Source organism: Pseudoalteromonas sp. SG43-6 (genome assembly GCF_014164365.1).
In the GTDB taxonomy this organism is placed as follows: domain Bacteria; phylum Pseudomonadota; class Gammaproteobacteria; order Enterobacterales; family Alteromonadaceae; genus Pseudoalteromonas; species Pseudoalteromonas rhizosphaerae.
Map to the genome: position 1 here is coordinate 51,053 of NZ_JACJEZ010000013.1, position 22,955 is coordinate 74,007.

21 protein-coding genes are annotated in these 22,955 nt (G+C 40.8%); 12 read left to right on the top strand and 9 right to left on the bottom strand.

Features of this window, described 5'->3' with window-relative positions:
* Positions 1-4: 4 nt before the first annotated feature.
* A complete protein-coding gene (locus tag H5201_RS07650; protein WP_182784127.1) occupies positions 5-1,135 on the top strand; it encodes a PilT/PilU family type 4a pilus ATPase in 1,131 nt (376 codons plus the stop codon).
* A 128-nt stretch (positions 1,136-1,263) separates the two neighbouring features.
* On the opposite strand, the gene ruvX is transcribed toward H5201_RS07650, so the two are convergent.
* From ruvX to H5201_RS07680, 6 genes are all read right to left on the bottom strand, one after another.
* Entirely contained in the window at positions 1,264-1,710 is a 447-nt protein-coding gene (gene ruvX, locus H5201_RS07655; RefSeq protein ID WP_145234938.1) for a Holliday junction resolvase RuvX, read from the bottom strand.
* 36 nt (positions 1,711-1,746) lie between these two features.
* Positions 1,747-2,304, bottom strand: coding sequence for a YqgE/AlgH family protein (locus H5201_RS07660; RefSeq protein ID WP_145234940.1), 558 nt, complete (start codon positions 2,302-2,304; stop codon positions 1,747-1,749).
* Between the two features lie 27 nt (positions 2,305-2,331).
* Entirely contained in the window at positions 2,332-3,285 is a 954-nt protein-coding gene (gene gshB, locus H5201_RS07665) for a glutathione synthase (protein ID WP_145234942.1), read from the bottom strand.
* A gap of 54 nt (positions 3,286-3,339) precedes the next feature.
* Positions 3,340-4,074 carry a 16S rRNA (uracil(1498)-N(3))-methyltransferase gene (gene rsmE / locus H5201_RS07670; RefSeq protein ID WP_182718457.1) on the bottom strand — a complete coding sequence of 245 codons (735 nt, stop codon included), beginning with the start codon at positions 4,072-4,074 and terminating at the stop codon, positions 3,340-3,342.
* A 105-nt stretch (positions 4,075-4,179) separates the two neighbouring features.
* Positions 4,180-4,653 (bottom strand): hypothetical protein, encoded by a 474-nt coding sequence (locus tag H5201_RS07675; RefSeq protein ID WP_145234946.1) that lies wholly within the window; start codon positions 4,651-4,653, stop codon positions 4,180-4,182.
* A 30-nt stretch (positions 4,654-4,683) separates the two neighbouring features.
* Positions 4,684-5,577 (bottom strand): hypothetical protein, encoded by an 894-nt coding sequence (locus tag H5201_RS07680; protein ID WP_149981269.1) that lies wholly within the window; start codon positions 5,575-5,577, stop codon positions 4,684-4,686.
* A 73-nt stretch (positions 5,578-5,650) separates the two neighbouring features.
* Here H5201_RS07680 and glnE point away from each other — a divergent pair, with 73 nt between their 5' ends.
* Complete coding sequence (glnE, locus tag H5201_RS07685) at positions 5,651-8,449, top strand: bifunctional [glutamate--ammonia ligase]-adenylyl-L-tyrosine phosphorylase/[glutamate--ammonia-ligase] adenylyltransferase (RefSeq protein ID WP_182739969.1); 2,799 nt, start codon at positions 5,651-5,653, stop codon at positions 8,447-8,449.
* On the opposite strand, the gene H5201_RS07690 is transcribed toward glnE, so the two are convergent.
* From H5201_RS07690 to tolC, 3 genes are all read right to left on the bottom strand, one after another.
* Positions 8,446-9,018 carry a TcpQ domain-containing protein gene (locus tag H5201_RS07690; protein ID WP_145234952.1) on the bottom strand — a complete coding sequence of 191 codons (573 nt, stop codon included), beginning with the start codon at positions 9,016-9,018 and terminating at the stop codon, positions 8,446-8,448. The genes glnE and H5201_RS07690 overlap by 4 nt on opposite strands.
* Positions 9,019-9,072: 54 nt before the next feature.
* The gene (gene lpxL, locus H5201_RS07695; protein WP_182718454.1) at positions 9,073-9,999 is read right to left on the bottom strand and encodes an LpxL/LpxP family Kdo(2)-lipid IV(A) lauroyl/palmitoleoyl acyltransferase; all 927 of its coding nucleotides are present in this window, start codon (positions 9,997-9,999) and stop codon (positions 9,073-9,075) included.
* 105 nt (positions 10,000-10,104) lie between these two features.
* Positions 10,105-11,448: an outer membrane channel protein TolC gene (gene tolC, locus H5201_RS07700; protein WP_149981266.1), complete on the bottom strand. Its 1,344-nt coding sequence runs from the start codon at positions 11,446-11,448 to the stop codon at positions 10,105-10,107.
* 440 nt (positions 11,449-11,888) lie between these two features.
* Here tolC and H5201_RS07705 point away from each other — a divergent pair, with 440 nt between their 5' ends.
* The 10 genes from H5201_RS07705 to rraB all read left to right on the top strand — a co-directional run bounded on the left by H5201_RS07705 (position 11,889) and on the right by rraB (position 22,807).
* Entirely contained in the window at positions 11,889-12,515 is a 627-nt protein-coding gene (locus H5201_RS07705; RefSeq protein WP_149981265.1) for an NUDIX domain-containing protein, read from the top strand.
* 44 nt (positions 12,516-12,559) lie between these two features.
* On the top strand, positions 12,560-13,018 hold the full coding sequence (locus tag H5201_RS07710) for a DUF1249 domain-containing protein (protein WP_145234962.1): 459 nt from the start codon (positions 12,560-12,562) through the stop codon (positions 13,016-13,018).
* Positions 13,005-13,796 carry a metallophosphoesterase gene (locus H5201_RS07715; protein ID WP_182784148.1) on the top strand — a complete coding sequence of 264 codons (792 nt, stop codon included), beginning with the start codon at positions 13,005-13,007 and terminating at the stop codon, positions 13,794-13,796. Before H5201_RS07710 ends, H5201_RS07715 begins: the two co-directional genes overlap by 14 nt.
* Entirely contained in the window at positions 13,781-14,341 is a 561-nt protein-coding gene (locus H5201_RS07720; RefSeq protein WP_182784129.1) for a YqiA/YcfP family alpha/beta fold hydrolase, read from the top strand. The genes H5201_RS07715 and H5201_RS07720 overlap by 16 nt, the downstream gene beginning before the upstream one ends.
* 31 nt (positions 14,342-14,372) lie before the next feature.
* Positions 14,373-16,262, top strand: coding sequence for a DNA topoisomerase IV subunit B (parE, locus tag H5201_RS07725; protein WP_182718451.1), 1,890 nt, complete (start codon positions 14,373-14,375; stop codon positions 16,260-16,262).
* A gap of 20 nt (positions 16,263-16,282) precedes the next feature.
* Positions 16,283-18,211 carry a GGDEF domain-containing protein gene (locus H5201_RS07730; protein WP_182784130.1) on the top strand — a complete coding sequence of 643 codons (1,929 nt, stop codon included), beginning with the start codon at positions 16,283-16,285 and terminating at the stop codon, positions 18,209-18,211.
* Complete coding sequence (locus H5201_RS07735) at positions 18,204-19,298, top strand: sorbosone dehydrogenase family protein (protein ID WP_182784132.1); 1,095 nt, start codon at positions 18,204-18,206, stop codon at positions 19,296-19,298. Before H5201_RS07730 ends, H5201_RS07735 begins: the two co-directional genes overlap by 8 nt.
* 10 nt (positions 19,299-19,308) lie before the next feature.
* The gene (gene parC, locus H5201_RS07740) at positions 19,309-21,600 is read left to right on the top strand and encodes a DNA topoisomerase IV subunit A (protein ID WP_182718448.1); all 2,292 of its coding nucleotides are present in this window, start codon (positions 19,309-19,311) and stop codon (positions 21,598-21,600) included.
* A 158-nt stretch (positions 21,601-21,758) separates the two neighbouring features.
* A complete protein-coding gene (locus tag H5201_RS07745; RefSeq protein WP_149981260.1) occupies positions 21,759-22,472 on the top strand; it encodes a 1-acylglycerol-3-phosphate O-acyltransferase in 714 nt (237 codons plus the stop codon).
* A complete protein-coding gene (gene rraB / locus H5201_RS07750; protein WP_064667208.1) occupies positions 22,472-22,807 on the top strand; it encodes a ribonuclease E inhibitor RraB in 336 nt (111 codons plus the stop codon). Before H5201_RS07745 ends, rraB begins: the two co-directional genes overlap by 1 nt.
* Positions 22,808-22,955 lie beyond the last annotated feature (148 nt).

Sequence of the window (22,955 nt, forward strand, 5' to 3'; positions counted from 1 at the left end):
AGTAATGACACATTCTCTTGATTACTTTTTACATTTGATGATTGAAAAGCAAGGTTCGGATTTATTCGTATCGAGCCAATTGCCAGTCAGCGCAAAGATTAATGGCGAGCTAATTGCACTTGGCGACGAAAAAATATCAGACGAAGAGTCGCTGCAATTAGTTGAATCAGCGATGAGTGAAAAACAAAAAGCAGAGTTTCATAATACTAAAGAGTGCAACTTTGCCATAGCTACCGATGAAGGGCGCTTTAGGATCTCGGCATTTTGGCAACGAGATTGCGCGGGTATGGTTATTCGCCGTATTGTTACGCAAATTCCTGATGTTGCTGAGCTTGGTCTACCGTCGACATTGACTGATGTTATCATGGCTAAACGTGGTTTAGTGCTGTTTGTCGGTGGTACTGGCACCGGTAAATCAACGTCGTTGGCTGCATTATTAGGTTACCGTAATCGTAATCAACGTGGGCATATCTTGACCATTGAAGACCCGATTGAGTTTGTCCATGAACATCGCAAAAGTATTATTACTCAGCGTGAAGTTGGCTTAGATACGGAAAGTTTTGAGGCGGCGTTAAAAAGCTCATTACGCCAAGCCCCCGATGTCATTTTAATTGGTGAAATACGCTCGCAAGAGACCATGGAATACGCACTTAGTTTTGCTGAAACCGGTCATTTATGTGTTGCTACATTACATGCCAATAACGCTAACCAAGCAATTGACCGTATTATGCATTTAGTGCCTAAAGAAAAGCACGATAAGCTAAAATATGATCTATCCTTAAACTTACGAGCTATCATAGCACAACAACTAGTGCCTACAGCTGATGGCAATGGTCGAGTAGCTGCTATCGAAATTTTATTAAATACCCCGATTATCGGCGAGCTTATCAAAAAAGGCGACATTGGCGGCATTAAAGAAGCCATGGCTAAAGCGAAAGATATGGGTATGCAAACCTTTGATCAAGCGTTATTTGAGCTCTATAAACAGCAACGTATCAACTATGCAGATGCTTTGCATCACGCTGACTCACCTAACGATTTACGTTTGATGATTAAGCTTCGAAATAATGAACAGCAAGGGGCTGGTTTTTTACAAGGCGCAACCATTGATGGGTTGGACCCTAAAAATCAGTAGGGTAAATAATTAACTTATTGATATTGCATTACCTAAAAGGTGAGTATTAGTCAGTAATATTCACCTTGTAGCATAATAAAAAGTAAATGCGTGTAGAATTTTAGTTAAACGGATTGTTAACTCGTTAGTTAGCCGTAAGCTTGTTCAAAGAAGCTTTCCAAAATAATAACAGCCGACATATTATCCACATTTCCTTTACCTAAGCTACGGTAACCGCCTTGCTCAAATAATCGTGCTTTTGCATCTGCTGTGGTTAAACGTTCGTCTTGGGTCTCTACAGGCAGTCCATAGTGATTATGTAAGCGGTTGGCAAACTTTTTAGCTTTAAAGGTGACTTCTTGATTTGTGCCATCCATATTAAGCGGTAATCCAACCACCAGTAAATCAGGTTGCCACTCATCGACATGCTTTTTAATAAAATCCCAATTTGGAATACCATCTTTGGCTTTGATAGCGCTTAGGCTCGATGCGGTTCCTGTTAGTTCTTGGCCGATAGCAACACCAATGCTGGTGGTGCCAAAATCAAAGCCCATCACGGTGCGTTCACCTTTGGGCTTTAGTTGTTTTTTAGTCATGCTATCTCTGTGCTTTAAAATTGTGGTTGACCACGCTTATGCGTGGCCAGCTTCCGAACTTAATTGGCTAATATCAAAACCGAGCGTCGCGACTGCTTTTTCCCAGCGTTGCTCTATCGGTGTGTTAAAAATAATCTCAGGATCGGCTTTTATAATTAGCCATGAATTTTCGAGTAGCTCTTGTTCGAGCTGGCCTTGCTCCCAACCCGCATAGCCCAGTGTAATAATAAACTGTTCTGGTGCTTGGGCTGTGGTTAAACTTGCTAACACATCTTTGGATGTGGTTATCATGATTTCGCTGCTAAGTTCTTGGCTTGCGCTATAACCTGCTTTTGGAGAATGCAGTACAAAACCACGATCGGTTTTTACAGGTCCTCCAGCAAATACTGCAACACTTGCTGCGTGGGTGGATTTGTCGTTATCAATCTCTATTTTGTCGAGCAAGTCGCCGACAGTAATATTGATCGGCTGGTTGATCACCAGCCCCATAGCCCCGTCTTCATTGTGCTCACAAATATACGCGACAGCACGTTTAAAAAAAGGGTCTTGCATTGATGGCATTGCGATTAAAAAATGATTTTCTAATGATTGCATAACGATACCCCTTTATTGTTAGTAAATTTAAGTATGGCTCAGTTTTCTTTCTATGGCATCAAATAAGCGCCCAGTAATTGAAATATCATAGGCAGCTTCGATTTCTTTTACGCAGGTAGGCGCTGTAACATTAATTTCTGTTAGCTTATCACCAATGATATCAAGACCTACAAAAATAAGCCCTTTCGCTTTTAATGTTGGTGCAACGGCTTCGGCAATTCTACGATCTGAATCACTGATTGGGCGTGCTTCACCACGACCGCCAACAGCTAAATTACCACGTGTTTCACCATTTTGTGGAATGCGGGCTAGGCAATATGGGATCACTTCGCCATCGACCACCAATACGCGTTTATCACCTTGTTTGATCTCTGGGATATAGTTTTGTGCCATGGCAAAACGGCTACCGTGTTCGGTGAGTGTTTCGCAAATAACCCCAATGTTGGCATCATTTTCAGTCACACGGAAAATAGAGGCGCCACCCATACCATCTAAAGGTTTTAGAATGATGTCTTTATGTTCAGCCAAAAATGCGCGGATCTGGTGCTTACAACGGGTTACTAAAGTGTCAGGTGTATGCTCACTAAACCATGCGGTGAATAACTTTTCGTTCGCATCACGCAGGCTTTGTGGCTTATTAATAATAAGCGTGCCTTCAAGTTCGGCGCGTTCTAAAATATAGGTTGCGTAAATGTACTCAGTATCAAACGGTGGATCTTTACGCATTAAAATAACATCTAAATCAGCAAGTGCGATACTGGCTTTTTCTTCCAGCTCATACCAATGGTTTGTATCGTCGAACACGGTTGCTTTTGCGGCTGTGGCATACGCTTTGCCTTTACGCAATGAAAGATCATTCATTTCCATGTAGTAAATTTCATAGCCACGGCTTTGGGCTTGCATCATCATTGCAAAACCGGTGTCTTTTTTGATATTGAATCCGCTGATCGGATCTGAAATTATACCTAACTTAATTGCCATGTTCGTTGCCTTACTGAATCTGTTGCTATTGATATGAGGGTGGTTTTGCTAATTTCAATTAGCTAAATCGCCAAATTGTAGCTGTAGTGCACTTAAGACTGTCAAAGCGGCAGTTTCAGTGCGCAGCACGCGTGGGCCGATACGGATATCAACAAAATTTTGTTGTTTGGTCTGGGCAATTTCATCATCAGTGAAGCCACCTTCAGGACCAACTAAAAATCGCACGCCAGCGCTAGGTACTTTGATTGTTTTAATACTGTGATCTGCACGAGGATGTAGGGTAAGCTTAATTTCATCACTGCTTTGTGCAAGCCATTGGCTGATGTCTATCGGTGGATGAATCGTGGTGATCCGGTTACGACCAGATTGCTCTGCTGCAGCAATCGCTATTTTTTGCCATTGCTGGTGTTTTTTTGCAAGTCGCTCGGCGCTTAATTTAACGCCACAACGTTGACTGAAAATAGGGGTGATTTCAGTGATCCCTAATTCAACAGACTTTTGAATGGTAAAGTCCATTTTGTCACCACGAGAAATCCCTTGGCCTAGGTGAATGCTCAGCGGTGATTCAACATCTTTTTCATTAAATTCAAGCGGCATTGCAACGACTGATTTTTTTCCTACTTCAATGAGTTCGCAAAGATATTCGCCACCTTGGCCATTAAACAACGAAATATGCTCACCGACTTTCATCCGTAATACGCGACCTATGTGGCCTGCTGCATCATCTTCTAACTGAAGTGCAGTGGCAATTACAATAGGACTTGCTTGATAAATATGAGGAACTCTCATGATGACCTTCAACAAAAATAGCTAATATCGTTATGGTATGTAAGTCATCTCTTTGGTGCAAATACTTATTGTGAGTCAGTGATAATTAGTTAAGTTTTATTTTAACTAATTATTAAGCTTTTCACATAATGCGTCTAAATTTTGCGGTGTTTCGGCTATTTCGGTTTGACATGATAAGTGATTATTTTGTGCTAAGTCTGTGACTGGTTCAAACAGGTATCCATCATCAATCTCTTTAATTAAAAACCGTACAGAATGTAATGAATTGAATATAAATCGTTGTTTATCATCAGCTAATAAATAATCCGTTTGATTGTATAGTACACCGGCAATATCATGGTGTTCATGTAAATAACTCGCCAGTTCTGACACGCTAATTTCATTACTAAAGTCGCAGTAGCAATAATCTTTGATCAACTGGTCAAACATTAATTTAACCAAGTGACGGGTATTTGCACCAGCAACAACAAGGGTACTTGGACTGGTGCCGTGTGGCTGAGCAAAATAATGTTCAGTGAATTGCCGGCTGAATTCACTGTCGTTATCGATCAGTAGATAGTTATTTACTTCAAACGGCATAAGGCCCCACGTATTACGTCATTTTCAATATTAAATTGAAAACATACTTATTAGTAAATAGCCTATAGCGCTGAAAACAGCAAATTCAATGCAAGCTATTCCAATATTATCCTGATGATCAATTTCAAGCTCAGTATCAATGTTTGGCAAAGAGATGAACTTGATTATAGTCGTTAATAGATACAGTAATAACCACATAGTGCCGCAATGTAAAGCTAATGTGAATAAATTCTCAACCATTTTACCACTGTGAAAAGTGGCACTGGCAAGACCCGCATAGATAGCTAATGCAAGGCCAATGGATTTACCGGCATAACGAATGCCAATAGAGGTGTTTTCTAAATTAAAGTTACTTTGTAATGACGCCCCTTGATTGGCGCGAGCAAAGCGATATTCACGGAATTTACTGTCTAAGGCAAAAATAGTTTGCAGTAAAAAGAAGCTGACAAAAGCAATTAGTAAGCTGCTAAACCCTTGGGTATGAGACCAGCTGTATAGCCCTAATGTAATAATACAGTTAGCGATCAACATGCCTGAATCTACCAACGCGGCACAGACATTTTGTTTTAGTATGGCGGCTTCTTCATTAAAGCGGTGCAAAATCCACTTGCGGTGGATCAAGTGGCCTACTTTAATAAAAGTAAACAACAGTACTATCAGTATAATCATCTTAAGCGGGTTTGATTGGGCTGCACTGATACTAATTTCATCAAATAAAAATGCTACAGTCGCGATCACTACACTGATTTCTGACGCAAAACTAATTCCTAGAGCAAAATTGTCATGTTGAGCAAGTTCTTCTTTTAATGCTTGTTTAGCCTTGAGTTGACTTACTACCCGCAAACAAATAACAGCTAAACAAATAACCATAAAACAGATAGCAATCGCGAGTAAACTAGTGTTAGATAAAGATAAATATGACATTGAGAACCTAGGGTGGTTATTATTATGTTAACTATTCTAGTACGGTTACGACTGATATAAAAGAGAGTATTTGATGACACCAGGCGAACAACTCCCAACAGCACTGCATGGCTTAGGCAGCGAACGTTTTTTTCAGCTATATCCAGAGCTTCCTGCTAATGAATTAATTATTAATTTGTTAGGTTTGAGTGACTTTGCCTGGCGTTGCCTGCAATCTCAGCCGCAGTTAATTGAGATGTTGCTCAGTGATACTCAAATGAGTTTGCGAGATAGTCCTAACCCATTTCAAGACTTAAATCTTACCGAGGTTGATGAAGCGCAGTGCCATAAAATTTTACGCCGTTACCGGGAACGCTATTGGCTAAAAGTAGCGTGTTTAGATTTATGTTACAGCAATGATATAGCCGATAGTATTGGCTATATCTCGGCTTTAGCCGATCAGCTAATTGATAGTGCCAATAACTGGGCATTTGCCCAGGTTGCTCAGATTAATGGGCAACCATTCGATGAGCAACAACTGCCACTGGCGATGTTGGTATTAGGAATGGGTAAGTTAGGTGGCCAAGAACTTAACTATTCGTCAGATATCGATTTAATTTTTTCTTATCCGCGTAGTGTAAAAACTCAAGGTGGGCGGCGCTCTTTAGAAGCGCAAGTGTTTTACACTAAAGTGGCACAAAAGCTGATTGCCGCACTTAATCAAACAACGGTTGATGGACAAGTATTTAGGGTCGATATGCGGCTGCGACCTTTTGGTGAAAGTGGCCCCTTGGTGATGAGTTTTAATGCCATGGAAGATTACTACCAAGATCAAGGCCGTGAATGGGAACGCTACGCCATGCTCAAAGGGCGTTTAATTGGCCCGCAAACGCGCTACAGTGATGAATTCTATCAGTTATTAAAACCGTTTGTGTATCGTCGTTATATTGACTTTTCAGTGATCGAATCGTTGCGTAAAATGAAACAAATGATAGCTCAAGAAGTACGTCGTAAACGCTTGACTAACAATATAAAACTAGGTGCAGGAGGGATCCGTGAAGTGGAGTTTGTGGTGCAAGCACTGCAAATGGTAAGGGGCGGGCGAGAAGCTAATTTGCAAACACAATCCTTGCAAAAAGCACTGGCGGAGCTAGAAAACATTCAAGTTATTGGCGCAGATGAAGCAAAATTATTACGCCACAATTATTTGTTTTTAAGGCGAGTTGAGCAATATTTACAGATTTTTGCAGATCAACAAACGCAAACATTGCCAGATGATGGCCTGAACCAACAACGGCTAAATTACCTGTTAGAGCAGAGTGACTTCAGCGCATCTTTAGCGCAAATAAATGACATTATGGCTGGCATACACAGTGAATTTGAACAAGTTATTGGTTATGAAAGTGAGCCAGTCGATCCTTGCGAAAGTGCTTTTATAAGTGCTTGGGAACACACCGATATTAGTGTTTTAACCGACCCAAATGATGCATGGCAAATACCATTAGAAGATTTTAAAGCCCGCTTAACGAAAACTAAAATTGGTCATCGTGGCCGTGATATTCTCGATAAACTCATGCCATTAATGCTAAAGCAACTATCAGACAGTCAAGCAAGTGGTGACGTATTTAGTATGATCTGCCAAGTATTAAGCAAGGTTATTTCACGAACAGCCTATTTAGAGTTGCTGTTTGAAAACCAAGGCGCGTTAAAACAGCTTGTTTCGTTGTGTTGTCATAGTAAATGGATTGGTGAGCATATTTCGCGTTACCCGATTTTACTTGATGAGCTTATCGATCCTGCGGTGCTGTATAAGCCTACACCACTGACTGCATATAAAGACGAAATACGACAGTATTTTTTACGTATTGATAGCGCAGACTTAGAACAGCAAATGGAAGCACTGCGTCAGTTTAAACAAACCCATCAACTACGTATTGCTGCCGCTGATGCAACCGGTGTGTTAGATGTAATGAAAGTAAGCGATCATTTAACAGCATTAGCCGAAGCGATAGTTGAGCAAGCGGTGAACCTTGCTTGGCAGCAAATGGCGCAGCGTTTTGGTATTCCGCCTAATACTGATGAAGAGCACAAGGGCTTTGCCGTAATAGCTTATGGTAAAACCGGTGGTTTTGAAGTGGGTTATGATTCTGATCTCGATTTAGTCTTTGTACATAATAGTGATGGCTCAGAGCAAACTAATGGCACTAAAGCGATTGATTCACGGCAGTTTTATTTAAAATTAGCACAGCGACTAATGCATTTATTTAATACTCGAACGGCGTCGGGTATTTTATATGAACTAGATACGCGGTTACGCCCAGAAGGTGCCTCAGGGTTAATGGCAATCAATCTTGAGAGCTTTAACCACTATCAGCAAACGCAAGCTTGGACATGGGAACATCAAGCGCTAGTGCGTTCTCGGATGATTTTTGGGCAACCCGAATTACAGCAGCGCTTTGCGCAAATTCGCTTAGGCATTTTGTGCCAGCAGCGCGACCCGCAAAAGCTTAAAGACGATGTGATCACCATGCGTGAAAAAATGCGCACACATTTAGCGAAAGGCAACGATATTGAGTTTGATTTAAAACAAGATACTGGCGGCATTGCTGATATTGAGTTTCTGACTCAATATTTAGTGCTTGATAACGCTTATAGCTTGGAGCAACTAACTACTTACTCAGACAACGTAAGGATTTTAACCGATGCAGCAAGGCTTGGTTGTATTAGTGATGAGATCAAGCAAGGGCTTATTACAGCCTATATTGATTATCGCTCGCGTTATCATGTGTTGAGTCTAGATCAGCAGGGACGTTGTGTAACAAAAGCTGAATTTGCGAAAGACATCGCATTTGTTACACAAGCATGGCAGCAGATATTTGAGTTAAGCGCTTAACTTCTTAGGCGCTTACAGTTTTCGCGCACATATTCAGAGGGCAGCTCGGTGATCACGGCTGCTCGCTGTTTAAAACAAAAGAAGGTATAAACTTCGTTTTCAAAGTCATCATTTATCGCCCGGCCAACTTGATAAAGCGTTGAATTAAAATTGCTATCCACTCGAAAGTGTTCTTTGATCACATAGTCTTTACTTAAATACCAATACAGAACGATATCTTCATCGCGTGCGTAATCAGTTAATACTTTTTTTAAAGTCGAGCCATTTTCAAAGCGTCTCGGCATTAACTCACCAGTCCAATTTGGTGAGGATGGTTCAACAACTTTAGCGCGCTCGGTCAGCGCCGCATCTATATTTATATCCGGATTAGCTAATTTAAGTACGTATTTATCGCGTTCATTGCTTTTATTTACCTGGTTGCGTAACGATGAATAAAAACGTGATAAACCTTGCGCAGCCGCATTTTTAGTATCTTTCATGTCCATGACTGGGCCATGACCTAATAAAAAATAAATCGCTGCGGCAATTAAAATAGCAGCTAGTGATAAATGCTTAACCCAAAACCACATGGCTCATACTCTTGTATTTATATTTACTAATAAAAGCATATTACAGCGGCGTTGTCACTTGTAATAAGAGGGGGCGTTCTCATCCGGCCTAGTTTTAAAGCGTCGATGAACCCACATATATTGTTCTGGTGCGGCATTAATAGCTTCTTCAATGCGTTGATTTACACGAGTCACATCGGCGAGGTTATCGCCAGATGGAAAGTCTTCAAGCATAGGGCGTACTTCTAAATGATATTTTCCCTGTTCGTCACGTCGACTTATAAGACTGACGGTTTCACAGTGCTTACTGGCTGCAAATAGCAAAGTCCCAGTGGTAGTTGCGGTATCTTGAACTGCAAAAAAAGGTGCAAATTCACAGCGTTGGCGGCCATAATCTTGATCGGGTAAGTAATAACATAATTTTTTATTTTTTAAGGCTTTGAGTAGGCCTTTAACATCGCGTTTGCCAACCACAAATTCATTTGAGCGTAAACGACCATTAGTAATAAAATATTCCATTAGCGGATTATTATGGGGGCGGTAAAAACCAATACCTTGATAGTGTAATCCCATGACACGGCTTGCCATTTCAAGATGCAGTATGTGTGGGACTATCATTAGAATCCCTTTACCAGATTGTTGTATTTGCTCAAAGTATTCAAGCCCTTTAACCGAGCCGCAAACTTTTTTTACACGCCAATCAGGCCACCACCATGACATGGCTGTTTCAATCATACCTATACCGGTATTTTCTAAGTTAGAAAGTACTAATGCTTGTTGTTCGGCTGCGGGCATATCTGGAAAGCAGCGTTTAATATTGACTTCAGCAATATGGCGACGACTTTTCATAAAACGATGGACTAAGCGACCTAGCAGTCGGCCCAATGCAAGTTGTAATTTCTGCGGTAGCCAAGAAATTATATACAAAATAAATACGCCAAACCAAGTAAACCAATAACGAGGGCCCAAGAAAGACCATTTAAATGGGGAGTTGTTGACCACAGAAGTATCTCATATGCAAAAGAAGCTAGTTTAACTGGATGAATAAAAAAATACAAAAAAGCCAGCAAGTTGCTGGCTTTTAAATGAGTAATGTTAAGCTTATCTTTATTGGATTTCTTTTAAACCTTGGTTGATGGCTTGTAAATCATTACTTGTTAACGTGCCCGCTGCTTGTTTTAAGCGTAGCGTTGATACAACGTAGCGATAGCGTACATCAGCGAGGTTACGTTTGGCGTTAAATAAGTTTTGTGTACTGACCAGTACGTCAACAATAGTACGAGTACCCACTTCAAAACCAGCTTCAGTGGCTTTTAATGCACTTTCAGCAGAAACTACTGCTTGTTCAAGGGCTTTAAAGGTCGCAATATCTGATACTACTTGATTATAAGAGGTGATCACCGAACGGGTTACGCCACGTAGACTTGCTTCTAAATCTTCACTTGCAGCAACATAAAAAGCACGTGCTTGCTCAGTCGCTGCAGTAGTAGCACCGCCTGAATATATTGGCACACTAAAGTTAATGCCAATATTTGTACTATCACCACGTGGGCGCGCAGTGTTGCTATTGCTATCAGTTAGTGTATCACCGTAGCTGGCATCTAAAGTCAGCTTAGGGTAATGACCCGCTTGTGCTAAATCAATTTGATCTTTAGCGATATCAACCGTTACTTTAGAGACCTGCAGAGTTAAATTATTTTGTTCTGCAAGCTTAATATAATCGGGTGATTTTTTTGCTGGTTGAACTGTAGAGAAAGTCTCAGTGTTTAACATATCCAGCTTAGCGTGATATTTACCGGTGATTTCGCGAAGCTGCTCACGGGCGGTTTCAACGCCGTTTCTGGCAACGATTTCGCGGGCAACCGAGTTATCGAATTGTGCTTGCGCTTCATGCACATCGGTAATTGCCGTTAAGCCTACTGCATAACGCTGTTTGGTTTGCTCAAGTTGACGTTCAATAGCGCGTTTTTCAGATTGTACAAATTCTAAGTTATCAATCGAACTTAATACGTTGAAATAGCCATCAGCAACACGAACAATGAGATCTTGCTTGGCAAAGTCATATTGAGCAGCTGCTTGCAACGCTTGTTTGTCTGCAATACCGAGTGAATTCCATGCACCTAAATCAAACAGTGTCTGGCTTAGTTTAAGACCACGGCTGAATGTATCTGAATCGCTATCGACCTTGGTGTAACCTGCCGCATCAGTACCATTAAATGATGTGCTATCGGTTTTATCATACCCCATAGAAAAACCGATTTGTGGCAATAATGCGCTCATTGCACGGTCACTGTTATAAGCTTGTGCGTTTGCTTGGGCTTTTGCTTTTAAAACAGTAGGATCGTTAGCTGTGGCGATTTCATAAACTTGTAATAAGTCTTCAGCATTTGACGCTGTGGCAGTTAATGCGCAAGATATACCAATCAGCGCAGCAAGAATGTTTTTTTTCATTATTCGTTCAGTCCTTAGACAATTTACGTTCTAAAAGCATGGTAACCTGTTTTACTTAAGAACAAAAAAAAATTTGCGTAAAACAGCGTAAACAAGTGTAACAGAATATATACCCAAACCACCTCAAGATGCGAGTTTCAGTTGGAATTAAAAGCGATTTAGGCAAGGCATTGATTGTAAGTTATAGTGGTTCTATTATTAAAATCAATAACGCAGTATAAATCGCTTTTAAACCAACCCTCTGGGCGTTTCACAGGAACTTACTCTCATCGTTGTTACTTCTTAAAAGGGACTGCCATTGTTGCAAAGTAACGCCTTGATATTAAGCCCCTGTGAAACGCTGGATTCTGCATCTTGAGGTGGTTTGGGTATAATCCCCGGACATGATAGTAAGTATCTAGGTTTAAATTCAAGTAATAGCATGTGTAATAGGAAACTTCATGGCTGATGAAAAGCTCACAAAATTTACCAAACAAGACGTTAAAATTGCTCCTATAGAAGTACTTTATAGCGGCTTTTTTAATATTAACTTATATCAGTTTGAACATGCATTATTTGCGGGGGGTCAATCAGAGACTATCCGTCGTGAGATACTCGAACGCGGTGACGCGGTTGCAGTTTTACCGTATGATCCCATAGCAGACAGTATTTTATTGATAGAACAAATACGTATTGGCGCGATAAGAACTAAACAGTCACCTTGGTTATTAGAATGTATAGCAGGCATGACCGATGGCAGTACTAATTATGAAGATGTCGCTAGGCGCGAAGCATTTGAAGAAGCGGGCTTAGTACTGAGCGAATTGGAGTTTATGCTATCGTACCTGTCAAGCCCAGGAGGGACTACTGAGCGGTTACATCTTTATCTTGCAAAAACGGATTTAAGCCAGCTGCAAAGTGACGTGTATGGACTTGCAACTGAAGGTGAAGATATTAAAACGCATATTCTCAGTTTTGATGATGCAATGGCGCGTTTAGCAACCGGTGAGATAGATAATGCTGCCTCGGTAATTTCATTGCAGTGGTTAGCGCTTAATCGCGAACGTATAATTAATCAGCGCAGCTAAAATAGTAATAGACTACCCTTAACCTCTAACTTTATGGCGGTAATGTGACAGCACTTGCAGTGAAACAACGATATATTCAGAGTCTTCCTAAATACTTGACGTTATGTGAGCATAACTACTTACGTGCTTTAAAATTGCTGCCCAATGAGCGCAAAGAAGGCAATACACGTCAAGTACAATTGGGTAATAACCAGTTTGTAATTAAGGTGGATGGCTGTGCTAAATACACGATGGATATTTCAATAACCCAATTAACCGGTATGTTAAAAGGGTTTAATCCGCTGTTTTTAACTGTGCGTTTATATCACGATGCAAAAGTTGCTGAAATAATTCACCATGATTACCATCAAAGGATCAAACCTTCATATGGTTACCCTAATCCGCAAATGCATCAAAAAGATGAAAAATATCAACTTAATGCGTTTTTGTATGATTGGTTAGTGGCGTGTGTTGAAAGTGGTCGAGCGGTACTTAACTGGGATATAAATGATGGCCTGGTTTGATGAGTCGGCGCAGTTCAATAATACTCAGCTGCGCTTAGCGCATATTACCGATTGTCACTTATTTGCAGACCCACAAGGGGAGTATTTTGCGGTCAATACCGCTGAGCACTTTTCTCGCGCGCTTGCTGATATGGCACACCAGTCATTAGACGCTGTGATCTTTGGTGGCGATTTAACCCAAGATCACAGTTTTGCATCATATTTGTTGTTTGCTCAGCTGATTGCCGACTCAGCGCTTACTTGCCCTGTTTTTTGGCTGCCTGGTAATCATGATGATATCAGTGCGATGCAGCGTATTTCTGGTGGTCAAATCAATAGTGCAAAACGGTTAATTGCCGATGGCTTTGAAGTGTTGTTAATTAGCTCTAAAGGGCCAACACCAGCAGGTTGGGTAAGCGAAGCCGATTTAAATGAACTCGCTGATTTATTAGCGACTACACAGTCGCCGAGCGTGGCTTTTTGCCACCATAATCCATTACCTATTAATGGTTACCTAGACAAGCATATGCTCGAAAATGGCCCGCAACTACTTAATGTATTGCATAATAGCGCGCTAGTAAGGCAGTTATTTCATGGTCATGTTCACAATGACTATCAATTTAAATTCAGAAGTATTGAGATTTTTGCCACGCCAGCAAGCTCAGTGCAGTTTACTAAACACACCGATGACTGGCAGCAACACAATGCGGGGCCTGGTTATCGATTGTTGACAATATCAAAGCCAACAAACAGTGCAAATCTATTAATTAACTCGGAACTGATGTGGCCCAACGAGTAATTTATATTCATGGTTTTAATAGCAGCGAACATTCATTTAAAGCTGTCCGCTTTGGTGAGTATATGGCACACTATGACGTTGATTATTGTGTGCCACGGCTAAGCCATGAACCGTTTCATGCGATAATTCAAATTGAACAATTATTAACGCCAAATACTGTATTACTTGGCAGTTCTTTAGGTGGTTTTTACGCCACTTATTTATCGCAAAAATATCAGTTACCAGCAGTGGTTATAAACCCTGCGGTTAAGCCTTATTTATTGTTGAGTTCTTTGTTAGGGCCGAACTATAATCCCTATCAGGATAGCCATTACGAGCTCAACAATAGTCATATTAACGCGTTAAAATCACTGTCGATACCTAGCTTAGAGCGCCCATCATTACTGTACTTATTACAGCAAACGGGTGATGAAGTACTGGATTATCAGCAGGCCGTTAAATATTATTCACAATGCAAGCAACAGATAGAATTTGGTGGTGATCATAGCTTTGTTGGCTTTGATGACTCCATTGCTAGTATTGTAGATTTTCTTAAAATCACGTAAAACATAGCTAAGCGCATAAAAGATAAAAACTATGAGTCAGCAAAATTATAACGCCGAAGCCATTGAAGTATTAAATGGGTTAGAACCTGTTAAACGCCGCCCTGGTATGTACACCGACACCACCCGTCCTAATCACTTAGGACAAGAGGTTATTGATAACAGTGTCGATGAAGCCATGGCCGGACATGCCACTAGAATTGATGTCATTTTGCATGAAGATAATTCGCTAGAAGTTAGCGATGATGGCCGTGGTATGCCTATCGATATTCACCCAGAAGAAGGTATTCCTGGGGTCGAATTGATTTTTACCAAGCTGCATGCTGGTGGCAAGTTCTCTAATAAAAACTACCAATTTTCAGGTGGTTTGCACGGGGTAGGGATCTCCGTGGTTAATGCATTATCAACGCGCGTTGAAGTGGTTGTGCGCCGCGATGCACAACAATACATGATGGCGTTTGAAAGCGGTGATAAAGTTGAAGATCTTCATGTTATAGGCACCGTAGGTAAACGTAATACAGGTACAACTGTACGTTTTTGGCCTGATGTAAGCTACTTTGACTCAGCTAATTTCTCGTTGACTAAATTACATCATTTATTAAAAGCTAAAGCCGTACTTTGCCCAGGTTTACGTATTAAGTTTGTTAATAAACAAACCAAAGAAACCCAAGAGTGGTATTACGAAACAGGCCTTAAAGACTACTTAAACGAAGCTGTTAAAGGTTACGAAGTACTGCCAAAAGACCCATTTACCGGTGAGTTTTCAAGTTCAACGGAAGGTGCTGATTGGGCGGTTGTTTGGTTACCTGAAGGCGGTGAATCGATAGCTGAAAGTTACGTTAACTTAATACCAACTGCGCAAGGCGGTACTCACGTAAATGGTTTGCGACAAGGTTTACTTGAGGCTATGCGTGAGTTTTGTGAATTTAGAAACTTACTGCCGCGTGGCGTTAAGCTCACCCCCGATGACATTTGGGAACGGTGTAGCTACGTTTTATCAGTGAAAATGCAAGATCCACAATTTGCCGGTCAAACCAAAGAGAAATTATCTTCTCGTTCGTGCTCGGCATTTGTATCTGGGGTGGTAAAAGATGCATTCAGTTTATGGTTAAATGAGCACACCGATACTGCTGAGTTACTGTCAGAGTTATGTATTTCTAATGCACAGAAACGTCTTCGCGCAGCCAAAAAAGTGGTGCGTAAGCGTGTTACCGCAGGTCCCGCATTACCGGGCAAATTAACCGACTGTAGCGCTGCAGATAACGACCGTACAGAGCTATTTTTAGTAGAAGGTGACTCAGCTGGTGGCTCAGCTAAACAAGCACGTGATCGTGAGTTTCAGGCAATAATGCCACTACGTGGTAAAATTTTGAATACGTGGGAAATTGAGTCTGGGCAAATTTTAGCGTCACAAGAGGTGCATGATATTTCTGTGGCGCTGGGTATCGACCCTGACTCAACTGATATCTCTTCGTTGCGCTATAATAAAATTTGTATCTTAGCGGATGCTGACTCCGATGGACTGCATATTGCGACTTTGTTGTGTGCACTATTTGTTCGTCATTTCCCAACGTTGGTGAAAACGGGTCACGTATATGTAGCTATGCCACCGTTGTTTAGAATCGACATTGGTAAAGATGTTTATTATGCCCTTGATGAAGATGAAAAATCCGGCATCCTAGCGCGTATTGAAGCAGAGAAAAAACGCGGTAAAGTAAACGTTCAGCGTTTCAAAGGCTTGGGTGAAATGAACCCACTGCAACTACGCGAAACGACCATGGATCCTAATACTCGCCGCTTAGTCCAGCTAACCTTAGAGGATGAAGTGGAAACCATGGAAATGATGGATATGTTGCTGGCGAAAAAGCGCTCATCAGATCGTCGTCAATGGTTAGAAGACCACGGTAATCGTGCTCAAGTGTGATTTTTCAAGGGTGTAATGCCATGCAAGTACAGCAAGGGAGTTGTTTTAAACATTTAAACAGTTTAGTTTTATTAACGATTCTTGTTACTTGTTTGTACTTGTACTGCGCACCTTTAAAAGCACAGCAAAAAACCGCTTTTGATGAGCAATGGTTAACAACACAACTGCATACCGCCCACGAAAAAAGCATTCAGGATCCAGGCCAAGCCATTGAGTTTGTAGCGCTATTATTAGTAGAGCATACGAGTCGCTTAACAGTGTTACAACGCACAAGGTTACAACTCAATTTAGCTGAAAATTACTTGTTAAATGGTGAAATAACTAAATCCATTGAATTGGAACAGCAAATAGCGAAGCAGCTAAACTCACTAAGTAGTGATGCGCTGATAAGCTACTACTTAGTAAACTCGGATATTTACAATTTTACTGGGCAAACTGAAAAATCATTAGCGGTTTTAATGACTGCCAAAAAGTTAGTTGAACAACTTGATAATGATAAGCTAAAAAGTGATGTATATGGCGCTTTAGCTAATTTTTATGTGTATAACCATGATGATATTCGGGCATTAGATTACTTCTATAAAAGTTATGTAATTATTAAGCGTAGTGGAAGTTTACTTGATTTAGCCTACATAGAATCAACAATGGCAAAATCGTACGAATATTTGTTTGATTACAACAAAGCAATTGAAGTGCAAACTAAGGCATTAGATTATTTTTTAAAACATGACTTAGCGTTTGACAGTTTAGTGTCGTATTTTCATTTAGCTAAAGTTTATTTAAAGATGGGGCGCAGCCAAGAGGCGATTGCAAGTAGTCAGAAATTACTGACGTTGAGCAAAAAGTTAGCCAATGAAAAATTAGTGTACTACGGTTATATTATCTTAGCGGAAGCATATTTATTAGAGCAAAATATGGCTCAAGCTAGCCATTATTTGTCATTGAGTAATCAATATTTTGACAGGCTTGAAGATGTAGTTACCATTGCTAACCACTTCTATACTCAAGCAGGTATTGAGTTAGCACTGAATTTGCCTGAGCAAGCCACGATAACCTTAACTAAAGCGCAGCAGTTGTCGAAGCAAATTCCGATAGAAAACAGTATCACATCACTATTGAAGTTAACCCGCTTGCTTACTCAGCTTGCGGTGCAGCAACAAGATTATCAGCAGGCGTACTTACATCAGCAAGATCTTATCGCTTTAAATGCTCAACATTATAATAAAGTGCGAGAGTTATCCCGTTCTCGCTATCAAGTTCAGTTTGATACTAAACAAGTAGAAATTGAACGACAGCTGCTTGAAAAAGATAAAGAACTTAGCGAATTTGCATTACAAGAAATTAAGCAACAGCAAGCATTACAAAAAACCATTATGCTAAGCGTACTATTATTATTTTTATTGCTGTTAATTTTTTCATGGCGACAATATAGTTTAAAGCGCAAATTTAGTGTGCTAGCCAATACGGACGTTTTAACTGGTGTGGCTAATAGACGTAAAATAATAGAGTTAGCTCAGTTACAGTGGCAACAGTTAAAAAAAGACGATCACAATTTTTGTTTGATTGCTTTTGATTTAGACCACTTTAAAAACATTAATGATGATTTTGGCCACCCGGCAGGGGATTTAGTGTTACAAGCGATCACGAATACATCTCTGCGAGCGATCAGAGAGAATGATATTCTAGGGCGCATTGGTGGTGAAGAGTTTTTAGTGGTACTCAACAATACCACTCTAGCTGAAGCCACTGAAATTGCTAATCGAATTAAAACTGAGATTGAAAAAGAACGTATAATCAGTGATGGAAATGAGATCAAAGTCACTGCAAGTTTTGGTGTGGCGCAAAAGCAAGCGCAACTAGGCTCATTTAAAGATTTATTTAAAAAAGCAGACAATGCGTTATATGCCGCAAAAGATCATGGCCGTAATAGGGTAGAAATCGATGAATAAATTACTAGTTTCTGTATTAACATTAGGCTTGCTAAGTACTCCCTTAGCAGCAAAAGAAATCCTTAAAGAACTCAGTGTTCCTGATGGCTTTACTGTAAACATATTTGCCAGTGATGTGGAAAATGCACGGCAATTAGCAGTATCTAAAAAAGGTATTGTGTATGTTGGCTCGCGAAACGCGGGCAATGTATATGCACTGATTGATCACAATAGTGATGGGGTTGCCGATAAACAAATTTTGGTGGCCAGTGGTTTAACCATGCCTTCAGGTTTAGCGATCAAAGATGGCGACTTATATGTTGCTGAAGTGCAACGTATTATTCGCTTCAAAAATATTGATACACAATTGAAAGCACCTAAATATGAAGTGGTTTACGACGCATTACCGACAGAACGTCATCACGGTTGGAAGTTTTTACGCTTCTCACCAACCGGCGAGCTGATCATTCCTGTGGGCGTACCTTGTAATATTTGCGCTGAAGATGAGCGCTATGGGCGAATATTTTCATTGGATGTAAACACCAAACAAATGACCACGTTAGCACAAGGTGTGCGTAACTCTGTTGGCTTTGACTTTCATCCTAGCACCCAAGCGATGTGGTTTAGTGATAATGGCAGAGACATGATGGGTGATGATCTTCCACCGGATGAACTAAACCGCTTAACAACCGAAGGTGAACATTTTGGTTTTCCGTATGTGCATGCAGGTGCCATCTTAGATCCTGAATTTGGTAAAGGTAAAAATATTGCCGATTACAGTGCCCCAGCTTTAGCCTTGGGTGCGCATGTAGCCCCATTAGGGATTCATTTTTATCAAGGTAAACAATTTCCTGCTAATTATAAGCAACAATTATTTGTTGCTGAACACGGCTCTTGGAACCGCAGTAAAAAATCTGGATATAAAGTGGCAGTTGCCACTATTGAGCAAGGACGTGTGATAAAATACACGCCGTTTATTACGGGCTTTATGAAAAACGAAGAAACATTGGGTCGTCCGGTTGCTTTTGCAGAACTTGCCGATGGCAGCTTATTGCTCTCCGATGATTATGCCAATGTGATCTACCGTGTAAGCTATAAAAAAAATTAGGTAGGCTTTGATGAGTGATACAGATACCTTGCTATTGCAAGGAATTGAGCAACAAACAATGGGGCGTTTTACCGAAGACGCCTATTTGAATTATTCCATGTATGTGATCATGGATAGGGCATTGCCACATATTGGCGATGGTCTAAAACCAGTACAACGTCGTATTATTTACGCCATGAGCGAACTGGGGTTATCGGCAACGGCTAAATATAAAAAGTCAGCCCGTACCGTTGGTGATGTACTCGGTAAGTACCATCCTCATGGTGATAGCGCTTGTTATGAAGCGATGGTGTTAATGGCACAACCGTTTTCTTATCGTTACCCATTAGTTGATGGGCAAGGGAACTGGGGTGCTGCAGATGATCCAAAGTCATTTGCGGCAATGCGTTATACCGAAGCGCGTTTATCTAAGTTCTCAGAAGTACTGTTAAAAGAACTTGGCCAAGGGACTGTTGATTGGACGCCAAACTTTGATGGCACAATGGACGAGCCACAAGTATTACCATCACGCTTACCACATATTTTACTCAATGGTATTACGGGTATTGCAGTGGGTATGGCAACTGACATTCCGCCACATAACGTACGCGAAGTAGCCAGTGCCTGTTGTTTGCTATTGGATAACCCTAAAGCTGAACTAGATCAATTGCTTGAGCATGTACAAGCTCCCGATTACCCAACTGAAGCTGAAATAATTACTTCAAAAGCGGATATTCGTAAAATTTATCAAACCGGCCGTGGTTCGATAAAAATGCGCGCTATTTATACAGAGGAGCACGGCGATATTGTCATTACTGCACTGCCACATCAATGTTCTGGTGGTAAAGTACTTGAGCAAATCGCAGCGCAAATGAATGCCAAAAAGCTGCCTATGGTGGCTGATTTACGTGATGAGTCTGATCACGAAAATCCAACCCGGATTGTCATCATTCCGCGTTCTAATCGCATTAAAGTGGAGCCGTTAATGGCTCATTTATTTGCCACTACAGACTTGGAAAAAAATTACCGCGTTAATATCAATATGCTTGGTCTTGATGGCCGTCCGCAGGTAAAAGATTTACGAACCATTTTAACTGAGTGGCTGGTGTTCCGTCGTGAAACAGTGCGCCGTCGCCTGCAATATCGTTTAGATAAAGTATTGGCTCGTTTACATATTTTAGAAGGTTTACTTGCAGCCTTTTTAAATATTGATGAAGTTATTGAGATTATTCGTAGCGAAGACAAGCCAAAGCCTGTGTTAATGGAACGCTTTGGTATTACAGACATCCAAGCCGAAGCAATCCTTGAATTAAAACTACGTCATTTAGCGAAACTTGAAGAGTTTAAAATTCGTGGGGAGCAAGATGAGCTTGCCAAAGAGCGCGATAAATTACAGCTGACTTTAGGCTCTGAACGTCGTATGTCGACGTTACTAAAAAAAGAGATTCAAGAAGCAGCAGAGCTGTATGGTGACGATCGCCGTTCACCGATTGTCGAACGTCTTGAAGCGAAAGCATTAAGCGAAAAAGATTTAATCCCATCAGAATCAGTAACCGTTGTGTTGTCTGAAAAAGGTTGGGCGCGTGTTGGTAAAGGCCATGATTTAGATGTTGAAGGGCTCAGTTATCGAGCTGGCGATGCATATAAAGCCTCTGCCCGTGGTAAGAGTAATCAACCTGCGGTGTTCTTAGATTCTGCTGGGCGTGCATTTGCCACTGATGCGCATGGGTTACCGTCGGCACGAAGCCAAGGTGAACCAATGACAGGGCGGTTTAACCTCACTGCAGGTGCTAATTTTGAGCATGTAGTGATGGGCGAAGACAAACAAGTACTGTTAATGGCATCAGATGCAGGTTATGGTTTTATTACTGATTTTGTAGATCTAGTAAGTAAAAACAAAAACGGTAAAGCCTTGGTTAGTGTGCCTAAAGGTGGGCAATTATTAGCGCCAATTAGGGTTAATGATGTTGCTAACGATTACTGTATGGCGATATCGAATGAAGGCCGGATGTTGTTATTCCCATTACGTGATTTACCAAAACTAGGTAAAGGTAAGGGTAACAAGATAATCTCTATCCCAAGTGCCAAAGTACAAGCGCGTGAAGAGTTTGTTAAAGTGCTGGCAGTGGTGCCTGAAGGTACCAGTGTTACCCTGCATGCAGGTAAGCGTAAGCTGACTCTTAAACCCAGTGATTTAGAGCATTATCATGGTGAGCGTGGTCGTCGAGGTAATAAATTACCGCGTGGTTTACAGCGTGTCGATGAAGCGGTTGTAGAGTTGACGGCGATTGATGATGACATTGAGCCGACAGAAACTGAGTAAGTATTTTTTTTATATCTATGAATAAAACGGCCTGCTATTGCAGGTCGTTTGTTTTTAAAGCAGAAAATTATTTTAAGCTTACATGTGTTCGCTAAACACTCGTTTAGCGGTAAAAATAACGCTATAATGCTGGCGTTATTATTTTTGGAGCGTTTTCTTTGTTAGCTATTATTCGTATTGTTATTATGGCATTGTTTATTTTATTAAGCTGTGTATTTGGTTTACTCCTTTGTTTAGTAAAACCTTTTCATATAAATAATGTACATATTATTTCAAGTTGGTTTGGCACAGTGGCTAAAATGCTTGGTGTAAACGTGGTTATTACACGCCATCCTGACGCGCAAAGTTGTGGCCCTGCAGTGTATGTTGCAAACCATCAAAATAATTACGATATTTTCACTTTACCGGCGGCGGTACCAAAAAACTGTGTCAGTTTAGGTAAAAAAAGTCTTAAGTGGATCCCATTTTTTGGACAGCTATATTGGCTTTCGGGCAATATTTTAATTGATCGAGGTAATCGCTCTAAAGCGGCTGGCACGATCACTAAATCGGCCGATAAAATCAAACAAAAAGGCCTGTCAGTGTGGATTTTCCCAGAGGGAACCCGCAGTTACGGACGTGGCTTATTACCATTTAAAACAGGTGCATTTCACACGGCTTTAAATGCGGATGTACCTGTAGTACCTGTATGTATGAGCACAACATATAAAACCATTAAGCTAAATCGCTGGGACAATGGTATAATCTACATAGACATGTTAGCGCCAGAACCACTTGATAAAACGATTGGAGCACGTGAACACGCAAAGCGTATTCATAGCAAAATGGCTGCTAGAATAACTGAATTAGATGCTCAAGTGAGAGAAAAGTAATGGAAAATTGGCGTGAAATTAGTGAAGACATTGTAACTTCGTTATTAGAAGATGGTTCTGATCCTGAGATCTTATACGAAGTAGAACATCACTTTGTTTGCGAAGACTTTGTCAAGCTTGAGCAAGCTGCACTCGCTGCGTTTAAACTAGGCTATGACGTTGAAGAGCCTGCAGAGCTTGAGCTTGAAGACGGCAGTAAGATTTGGGGCTTTGACATCGTTGTTGAAGCTGAGTTAGATGTTGACGTAATAATGGAAGATGTTGATAAACTAGCACAACTTGCGATCGACACCGACGTAGAATACGACGGCTGGGGCACTTACTTCCAAGAGTAATGTGTTAGCCACTAGGTCCTAATCACTAGGACCTAGTGTAATCCATAACTATTATTGACTCGCCAACTTACCAATTCATCATTTCCTAGTGCTTATTTCGTATTCGTTACTTTTGTTATAGACATTTGTAGTGGATCGTTGATAATCA